This window comes from Paenibacillus sp. DS2015 (genome assembly GCF_050433705.1).
In the GTDB taxonomy this organism is placed as follows: Bacteria; Bacillota; Bacilli; order Paenibacillales; family Paenibacillaceae; genus Paenibacillus_AQ.
On sequence record NZ_JBNPWS010000004.1, the window covers coordinates 281820 to 291303 of the forward strand.

The window sequence follows — 9484 nt, forward strand, 5'->3', positions numbered from 1 at the left end:
GGTCAGAGCGTGGAAAATAACTCAAATAGAACCGATGAGAAATCTTTGCATGTTTCCGAGGATGAACAAGACATCGAGACGGATATGGAGGACGAATGGGACGAATGGGACGAAGATGAACAATCCGAGTCTCCTCCTGTCGCTCAGAGAAAGTGGATCAGGAATACCATTATTTTCCTGCTCGTGGCCGCTCTAATCGGAAATACATTGGCGTTCTGGCCGCAAATTTACAACACGACGACGCTGCCCTTCTTATTCAAATCTAAGGAGCTATCCAACCAGGAAGAAATCCAAGGCTATAAAGAGGCGGTTGTCTCGGTCAGCTCGGACAAAGGCAAAGGCACGGGCTTCCACATTTCGGGTGGATATATTGTGACAAACTTTCATGTGATCGATGACAACGCTTATACCTTAGTTAAATTCCCGGACAATGATCGGGTATACAAAGCGGAGTTGGCGGGGAGCGACCCTGATCTGGATATTGCCCTATTGAAGGTGGACATGGGCGGTCAAGAGCTTCCTTTCATTGAAATCGAGCGGGAGAAGCAGCAGTGGGAACCGGGGGAACACGTCTACGTTATCGGGAATCCGCTTTATTTCACGCAAATCGCCAATGAAGGAAAAATACTAGGCATGGTACCGGTTCAAGGCCGAGAAAAACCGGCGATGGCCCTTGATGCACCCGTATTTAATGGCAATAGCGGTTCTCCAGTCATCAACGAGTATGGCAAAGCCATTGCCGTTATTTACGCCACAGCGGAGATCTCGCATCAAGATAAGATTGTTCAGGCCGGTTTGGCCGTACCGCTTGACGACCTGGACAACCTGCTGCGAGACCTGATGCCGTAAATCCGAATTACCCCTGGTGAAACAGTTTAAAGTAAATGGTTCCAATTTATTGTCCATAAACAGCAATAGCAATAGCAATAGCAATAGCAATCAAATAGTGTGATAAAAATAAATTAAGCAAGGTAATTGAGTTACCAATGAAATTAGCATTCACCTTTTTGCTGACTATTCTTTTTCGGCAAAATACATATCGATTAGATACAGCGTTCTTTCTTTTGTTAATTTAATACGAACTTCTAGTACCATCCAAACGCCCACAGGATCGGGCATACGGAAAAGCAATTTGTGGTTCCAACGCGGATTGAAGTATTTCTGTACTTTCATCATACTTCTCTTCTAATTGGGTTCTCATGGCGTCTATTTGCTCGAGTGGAAGATCGTCTTTTAAGTGATATGCGTACGTCACCGTGCCGCCTGAAATAGAAGTCGAAATCTTTACTTCCATATAGTACCCAAGATCTGATCGTATCTTCCGAATATTGTTTTCTTCCTGAACGATGAGCGTTTCACTAAGATCAGCAGGGATTGAAGTTGCTCGGTTAATCCCCTTAATTTGTACTGTATCAACCTTAAAGGAATCGTCATCGGAGTCAAATACTCCTCTTACACCTGTTAATTCAGTATCATCAATTATTTCCGGTGTTGACTCTAACGATGCTGATTCTATTGCTGAGCTATTTATTGTTGAATTTCCTTGGTTATTTGATCCACACCCTGTTAATATTAGCCCCAATATTAACACTGACGATGTTGCATTAATTAAAAGCTTTCTCATTCTTGTTAGGAACATGCGATTTATATCATATTTCAGATGTCAAGAAACGACAAAAACCGGCATGTTTGCTGTTTAATTGACATGACACTACAGCACTCACAATTGAGATACGTTCATTACATTTAAACTGTCACAATTAATTCAGTACCATCAAAATTAGGCACTTCACATGTGTGGGGTGCCTAATTTTTACAATCCGTCTGTTATTTTCAGCAGGAAAATCTGGCGCTGAACCACTTATTGGACGTTGAGGATCACTTTCTAGACACTTGTTGTGGGACTCCCGCCTAATATTGTCACAAGCTCTTTCACTAAACCTTAATTGCTTTCCAGCAAGCTTCAAGAGTCTGCTGAATCTGATATTCATCTAAAGAATATTTACCTGCCAGATAGCCTTTTATAACGGAGTTGACCATTCCAGTGACGAGTTGGCAACATAATATGATATCCATTTCCCGAATAACACCCTCTTTTTGTCCCAGTTCAATGATTGAGAAAATTTCGATAGCCGAGGGATCTAGCCTATTCCTCAATTCTTCGGAGATATAGGGTGACTCGCAATAATTCTCAATAAACGAAAGTTCCTTGGGATAGCTGAGTGCATAATCCACCATGCTTTTTAGAATACCTTTTATTCTTTCATAGACAGTCAGACTGGGATCATTCCCGATCATAACTGAATCTCCCATATGCGTACGAGCATTCATAAATAGCTCACTAACCAGTTCCTCTTTGCTTTTATAATAATTATAAAAGGTGCTAGAACCCACATTTGCCCTCTTAAAAATTTTTGAAAAGGTAACGGATTGCAGGCCCTCTTCAATAATTAAATCAAGAGTTGCAACCAAAATGTCTTCACGTTTACTCATTTTGCACCCCATCAAGGAATATTTTTTCTAATTAATTATATAACTCGATTAATACCTCGTCAATTATTGGAATTATTATTCTATTAAAATAGCGATTTAAGTTTAATTACAGCTATAAATAGCAAATAATCAATTAATATAGAATATTTTTTCTGATTCCATTGACTTTTTTATGTTAAATGCCTATAGTGAATTGGAATAAACATTCCAATGTAATTATTGGTAACAGCTAAAAACTATAATTGTTTATACAGGAGGCTTTAACAATGGTCGATTACAAAGGCAAGGTGGCACTGGTTACCGGTGCTTCAGCAGGAATAGGCAAGGCATATGCTAAGGAACTGGCTGCTATAGGCTGCCATGTGATTGTGGTAGCGCGTTCGAAGGACAAATTAGAGATGCTGGCGAAGGAATTATCATCTAAATATGGTATAAAGGCATATGCCTTACCAGCCGATTTATCCAAAACAGGTGCGGCGCGACTGTTGGCTGAACAAATTGCGGAGCTTAACCTGAACGTCAACATTCTTATCAATAATGCAGGTTTCGGTACCCACGGTCGTTTCGAGGAGATTTCAAGTGAGCGGGAACAGGAAATGATTAGCCTGAATGTAGCCTCACTCGTGGATATGACCCATCAATTTTTGCCCTACATGCAGCAGCAAAAGAATGGAATTATTGTTAATGTAGCTTCCCTTGGCTCCTTTCAGTCAATCCCCTATATGGCTACTTATGCAGCTACCAAAGCGTTTGTTCTTTCGTTCACTGAGTCAATCTTTGCAGAAAACCGCCACCTTGGAGTGCGCGTCCTTGCATTATGTCCGGGAACGACCAAGACGGAATTTTTCGATGTGATTGGTACAACGGAAATGCCAGGAGGAATTAACGGCACTCCCGAGTCAGTTGTGAAAGCTGGCTTCCGAGGGATCGAGAAAGGGCGAAGCTATATCATAGATGGAACCTCTAATTATTGGCTGGCTCAAAGCCCTCGCTTTCTCACACGAAAACTCACGGCCATCATAACCGAGCGAATGACGCGTCCAGCTTCATCTAAGACTGCCGCTTCAATACCAGCTTCGAGCAAAACCAAATAAGAGGCTCAAACGAAGGAAAATCTTGTAATGTTCCATTAATATTATTTCTAGGAGGTTGATTGGATGATATCCAAAGACATAACAAAAAGAACCCTTGGACGTGAGGGATTAGAGGTTTCAGTATTAGGACTTGGAACTATGATGATGCCGAATAACGAGGAATCGGTTCGCGTAATTCATGAGGCGCTGGATATCGGCGTCACGATGTTTGACACAGCGGATATTTATGGTGAATTTGCGCAGCAGAGGTTCGGAGAAAACGAGAAGTTGGTAGGGAGGGCGCTTAAGGACAGACGTGATAAAGCGGTGATTGCCACGAAATTTGGTGTAACACATACCCAGGGACCCAAAGGTGATCGGGCGTATATCAAAAAATCCGTAGATGCTAGTCTTTATCATCTAGGATTGGATTACATCGACCTCTATTATCAACACCGCTACGATCCGAATACCCCTATTGAAGAAACCATTGGAACGATGGCTGAGTTGGTCAAAGATGGGAAAATTCGTTATATCGGTCTATCCGAAGCCCCTACTGATATCATCCGTCGTGCTCACGCCATTCATCCTAGTACTGCAGTAGAAACGGAGTATTCCTTATGGAGTAGAGAAGTGGAAGATGAAGTACTTCCGGTTCTCTACTCCATAAGGAATTGGTTTTGTACCTTATAGCCCGCTGGGACGGGGATTCCTGACAGGACAAATTAAAAAGTTTGAAGATTTGGCAGAGGATGATTATAGACGAAATTATGAACGGTTCCAAGGCGATAACTTCATTAAAAATGTGGAAGTTGCAACGCTGATTGAAGAGATGGCTGCAAAAAAAATGTGTACATCTGCTCAACTTGCATTGGCGTGGTTGCTCGCCCAAGGAGACTTCATTGTGCCAATTCCCGGTACAACGCGAATAGACCGGGTGAAGGAGAACCTTGGCGCTCTGCAGGTTCAACTTACTCCAGCGGATTTCGAAGAAATTGAACGTATCTCTCCAAAAGGCTTCGCTGCTGGGGGACGTTTCTAAATTTACAGAAGCTATTCACCTGCTAACATTGCTTATCAAAAAAACTCCTAGATAGGAGTTTTTTTGATTTTTACGTGCAGAAGTTTAACCTTCGTTCTATTCTTCTATTGAAGAAGTTTAGCTATACGATTATCCGTCTTCAATGAACGGATGATAAGGCTTAATGCTTCAGCGCGGGTAGCTTTATTATCCGGTGCGAACTGATCCATGCTTATGCCATGAATGAGACCTGCGGCTGTTGCATCTTCAATGGTTTTCTGAGCCCAGTACCCATTTGTAATATCCGCAAATAATGGAGTCGCCCCCCCTTGATTCAATGATGTTAAATCCAAGATCCGGGAAATAATCGTTAACATTTCAGCGCGGGTAATTTCTTGATTGGGCTTGAATGTTCCATCTTGATAGCCGCTTAGGATTCCGTTAGATGCCAATATTTCGATATCTGCCTTGGCCCAGTTCGTCTGGGCTATGTCGCTAAAAAAGGCCCTTTTATCGTCTGCCTCTAAGTGGAAGGCTCTTACGATCATGGCGCTGAATTCTGCACGGGATACTGTAGCATTCGGCTTGAAGCTACCATCCTTATAGCCTGCAACGATTTGAAGGCGCGATGCCAATCCAATATCGCCCGATGCCCAATGCAAGGCAGTATCTCCGAAGGTCACCTTCGTATTCTTATTTGCTTCCAGCGATTCTTTTATAGTAGCAGATAGCTGTTCAACATTCTTTACGACCGCCGAAGAAAAAGAGCTCTTTGGTGCTGGTGCTGGTGCTGGTGCTGGTGCTGGTGCTGGTGCTGGTGCTGGTGCTGGTGCTGGTGCTGGTGCTGGTGCTGGTGCTGGTGCTGGTGTTGGTGTTGGTGTTGGTGCTGGTGCTGGTGTTGGTGCTGGTGCTGGTGCTGGTGTTGGTGTTGGTGCTGGTGCTGGTGTTGGTGTTGGTGTTGGAATGACAGGCGCCAGGTTCCGGGTAACCATCACTACATACCGTTGCTGGCTTTCATCCTCAGCAGTAACTACAGCTTTAATAATATTCTCGCCTACCTGTAGAGTAATTGGGTTATTTACAGGGGCATCATTCAGCAGTAGAGCAGCCGTTGCATGACTTTCATCTGTCGTATAAGTGACCGTCGTCTCATTAACTTCGTAAGGCACCGTTACCGTATACATATATTCGTTGGATTTGAACAATGGGGTCAACATCATACCGCTTAATTCCAGCAATCGGAGCGAATTATTGTCGCTATATATAAGCTCTTTCTTCACGACTGACAGTTCGAATGTTTTAGTAAGTGATTGATAATTATTGCTTTGTACCGTCGCTGTCAGATTCACCTTGGTATCCACTTCAGGACGATATACGATCCCTGTCAATGAGACAATATCCAGATGGTCACTTGTCCATGATACGGTAGTATCATTAGACCCTGAAGTCGGCAACGATAGATTCTGGCTAACGTGCTGGGCCGTATCTCCGGAGGCAAATCCAATTTCTAATAATTTAGTAGCCTGAATAATTCCTGCGCTATCAAAAATTAATGTAGGACCTGATTCTAGAGTGAGAGGTATAGATGAGAAGCTACTTAGATTGTCGGACTCGATGCTGAAGGTGACATGTCCATCGACCGTGTAAGAAGAGATGCCTTCTTTTACATAAGATAGATCTCCGCCGTCTGTATTGTAGAACGTGGTATTGGAATCAGAAGAATGGGCAAAAATTTCTGTTTGACCCGTCACGAGTTCCCCATCGGTTCCATACACGTCAAATGTAACACTAAAGAAACCTGAAGAATCGATATCGGGTATTGGCGTATTCTGGACGGCATAAGCTGCAGGGGTAGCGGGTCTTTGGGTATCTTCGACGGTTAGATTAACAATATTAGGGAGCCCGTATCCATGGTCCGGAACCCAGCTTATATCCCCGTCGCTTACATAGCCGCCAACGATTGTTTTCTCAGCAGAGGTCGGTACGGTGATTTGTGTTGATCCAGATGGAGTTGATGTGGTTGCTACTTCTCCATTCGAATATCTTACGTACACTTGCTCTGAATCCTGTAAGGTATTTTGACCTATCAGGTTAAATTCTACTGAGGCACGATTCGTTACCACGCACCCGCTTAACATGGACAACATCAGAACAGAAACCATAACTACACTGTAAATAGAATAATGCTTCATAGGTTTTATCTTCCTCTTTCTACTAATCTTGATAGCTTGAGTTGCTTCAGAGACAAGTATACTCCTCCCTAATGACAGCAAAATGACAAACTCCCGCGACCCAAAGAGCCCCTTAGAAGAGAGCCCCATAAATTCCCCAGCTTAATAAGACAGCTGTAAGTTTTAGAGCTTCATCATTTAGTTCGTCATTTTGCTAGAAACCATAATTAAAATTAACTAACAATACTTCTGACAGTACTTTTTCCAATAAGTCATATATATCTTCAACATGATAATAAAAAGTTGCGCGATTAATCATAGCTTCTGTAGTTATATCCTTAACAGTAATCTCCTTGAGCTCCTTTTTCCCTGAAAGCTCAATGAATGCATCCATAATTAATTTGCGGGTACATAAAACTCGGGGGTCCGTCTTGGCAAAGGCGTTTTCTGATTTAGCAAAAAGCATCAACGAAGAAGATGGATTCCTATGGAAAATATGGGCAGAAAGTCCCGAAACCAATGAAGCCGGCGGAATTTATATGTTATGGTTCCCCCCGATTAATCCTCACCTCACCTGCGAATCCAATAACAAGCTCAAACCACTTTTACGCTACACCTTTATACCAGCACTCCAAAGTGTCGTCTGTGGATCAGGAAGGAACACTTGAAGACTATTCTGCATCTAATCTGCGAATCCGACTTCAGCCCTCACTCCCTTGTCCACCTCACTCTTTTGAGATACAATTTGGTGACTTACTTATTGAAAGGATGACACCATTGTGAACCGTTCTCGTGTTGCTGATCTGAGTCTGCTTCTTGTAGCTATGATGTGGGGGTCTACCTTTCTCATCGTTCAGCACGCTGTTAGGATACTCCCGCCGCTAGCGTTTAACGGAATCCGATTTCTTGGGGCAGCTTTGCTTCTGGCGATCATGACTACTCTGTTCTATCGGCGAGAATGGAAGGAACTACGTTTAGGAATGTTAGGACATGCTAGTCTGCTAGGTTTATTATTATTTCTAGGATATGCGTTCCAGACTGTGGGGCTACTATATACCACGACATCTAACGCTGGATTCATTACCGGCATGTCGGTCATCCTTGTACCTTTTCTAGCTCTTTTTCTGCTACGACATCCTATTTCTCGTTACACCTGGTTAAGTGCCTTACTTGCAGTTGCAGGATTATATTTATTAGCATTTGCGGGTTCTTCTTTAACCCTAAATCGAGGAGATTCTCTCGTATTTCTATGCGCTATCGCCTTTGCGTTACATGTCGTATATATGGCGATCTATGCTCCCAAATATCCGGCACTCTTACTGGCTACACTCCAGATGACGGTTGTAGGCTTGCTCAGTCTAGGATCATCCCTATTATTTGAAGAGATTGGCCCGATCCATCAGCTTACAGACAGTCTACTTCAACCCGAGGTGTTATGGGCTTTAGTCATATCTATTGGACCTACAAGTGCTTTGGCTTTCTGGATTCAGACAGTCTGTCAGAAATTCACTTCCCCCTCTCGGGTAGCTATTATATTTACAATGGAGCCTGTGTTTGCAGCAATTACAGGTGTGTTATTTGGAGGAGAAGTACTAGGTATAACAGCTATGATTGGATGCTTATGTATTCTTACAGGCATGATTATGGCAGAATTGAAATCTTCACCAACCACATGAACACCGATGTAGGGTACAATAGACTTAGACACTATTAGATACAATAAGGAGAGAAATTCATGTACAAACTGATTGCTATCGATATTGACGACACATTGATTAACGACGATAAGGAAGTATTGCCTTCCACACAAACAGCCCTCGAACAAGCTGTGGCGAAAGATGTTATTGTTACACTTGCTACTGGACGTGCTTATGCTTCTGCGAAGAACCTAGCGCGACAAACGGGTCTAAACGTTCCGATCATAACCTATCAAGGTGCGTTAATTAAGAATCTTTTGGATGAAAAAGTGCTATACGAACGTTTCGTACCTCAAGATGCTGCGCATAAACTATTTGATTACTGTATTGAACATGATCTACATGTGCAGGTATATATTGATGATAAACTGTATGCAAGAGAAGAGAATCAGAAATTAATCGATTATTGTACCCTTAATGGAACACCTTATTATATTGAACCCGACTTAGCCAAAATGGTAGCGCAACCCACACCCAAAATGTTGATTATCGACGATCCTGCTTATCTGGATGAGATCGCACCCATTCTACGTGAATTGCTCGGTGATGAAGTTCATATTACGAAGTCCAAACCACACTTCTTAGAAATTATGCATCACGAAGGTACGAAGGGTCATGCCCTAACTTTCTTGGCTGATCATTTTCATTGTGACCTCTCGGAGACGATCGCTATTGGCGACTCTTGGAATGACCATGAAATGCTTGAAGCTGCGGGTCTAGGTGTAGCCATGGGGAACGCCATTGATGCACTGAAAGAAATTGCAGACTATGTTACCTTAAGTAACAATGAAGATGGTATTAAGCAAGTTATTGAGAAGTTCGTATTAAACGTAGAGTAACAGAATGTGACAAGCACTAGAGGCTGTCCCGTAAGTGAAGTGCACCCTAATGAGGACGCGACTAACCATTGGAGGTGTAGTTCACTGGCTTGGGGCAATGTCATTAAGTTAATTTCAAAGACAAGAGCGAAAATAAAAATGGAATCTGAAACGGCATGGGGAAAAGTCCTGTGCCGTTTGTTTTTTGTGC

9 protein-coding genes and 2 pseudogenes are annotated in these 9484 nt (G+C 42.7%); 7 read left to right on the top strand and 4 right to left on the bottom strand.

What is annotated here, in order from left to right:
- Positions 1–9 precede the first annotated feature (9 nt).
- The gene (locus J2T13_RS06360) at positions 10–849 is read left to right on the top strand and encodes a S1 family peptidase (protein ID WP_429369418.1); all 840 of its coding nucleotides are present in this window, start codon (positions 10–12) and stop codon (positions 847–849) included.
- A 223-nt stretch (positions 850–1072) separates the two neighbouring features.
- Here the strand turns inward: J2T13_RS06360 and J2T13_RS06365 are convergent, their stop codons facing one another.
- A complete protein-coding gene (locus tag J2T13_RS06365) occupies positions 1073–1624 on the bottom strand; it encodes a hypothetical protein (protein ID WP_429369420.1) in 552 nt (183 codons plus the stop codon).
- A gap of 311 nt (positions 1625–1935) precedes the next feature.
- Positions 1936–2493, bottom strand: a complete 558-nt coding sequence (locus tag J2T13_RS06370; RefSeq protein WP_429369422.1) for a TetR/AcrR family transcriptional regulator — start codon at positions 2491–2493, stop codon at positions 1936–1938.
- Between the two features lie 287 nt (positions 2494–2780).
- Between J2T13_RS06370 and J2T13_RS06375 the strand changes: the two genes are divergently transcribed.
- Complete coding sequence (locus J2T13_RS06375) at positions 2781–3587, top strand: SDR family NAD(P)-dependent oxidoreductase (protein WP_429369424.1); 807 nt, start codon at positions 2781–2783, stop codon at positions 3585–3587.
- A 78-nt stretch (positions 3588–3665) separates the two neighbouring features.
- Positions 3666–4608, top strand: a pseudogene (locus tag J2T13_RS06380) (aldo/keto reductase).
- A 104-nt stretch (positions 4609–4712) separates the two neighbouring features.
- On the opposite strand, the gene J2T13_RS06385 reads toward J2T13_RS06380, so the two are convergent.
- Both J2T13_RS06385 and J2T13_RS06390 read right to left on the bottom strand, forming a co-directional pair.
- The gene (locus J2T13_RS06385) at positions 4713–6779 is read right to left on the bottom strand and encodes an S-layer homology domain-containing protein (protein WP_429369426.1); all 2067 of its coding nucleotides are present in this window, start codon (positions 6777–6779) and stop codon (positions 4713–4715) included.
- A 205-nt stretch (positions 6780–6984) separates the two neighbouring features.
- A pseudogene (locus J2T13_RS06390) lies at positions 6985–7224 on the bottom strand (TetR/AcrR family transcriptional regulator); the annotation flags it as partial.
- On the opposite strand from J2T13_RS06390, the gene J2T13_RS06395 reads away from it, so the two are divergent.
- From J2T13_RS06395 to J2T13_RS06410, 4 genes are all read left to right on the top strand, one after another.
- The gene (locus J2T13_RS06395; protein ID WP_429369428.1) at positions 7139–7426 is read left to right on the top strand and encodes a YdhR family protein; all 288 of its coding nucleotides are present in this window, start codon (positions 7139–7141) and stop codon (positions 7424–7426) included. The pseudogene J2T13_RS06390 and the gene J2T13_RS06395 overlap by 86 nt on opposite strands.
- A 111-nt stretch (positions 7427–7537) precedes the next feature.
- The gene (locus tag J2T13_RS06400; protein WP_429369430.1) at positions 7538–8434 is read left to right on the top strand and encodes a DMT family transporter; all 897 of its coding nucleotides are present in this window, start codon (positions 7538–7540) and stop codon (positions 8432–8434) included.
- Positions 8435–8493: 59 nt separating this feature from the next.
- Positions 8494–9294: a Cof-type HAD-IIB family hydrolase gene (locus tag J2T13_RS06405; protein WP_429369432.1), complete on the top strand. Its 801-nt coding sequence runs from the start codon at positions 8494–8496 to the stop codon at positions 9292–9294.
- A 6-nt stretch (positions 9295–9300) separates the two neighbouring features.
- On the top strand, positions 9301–9484 hold a 184-nt coding region (locus J2T13_RS06410; RefSeq protein WP_429369434.1), incomplete at its 3' end, for a hypothetical protein.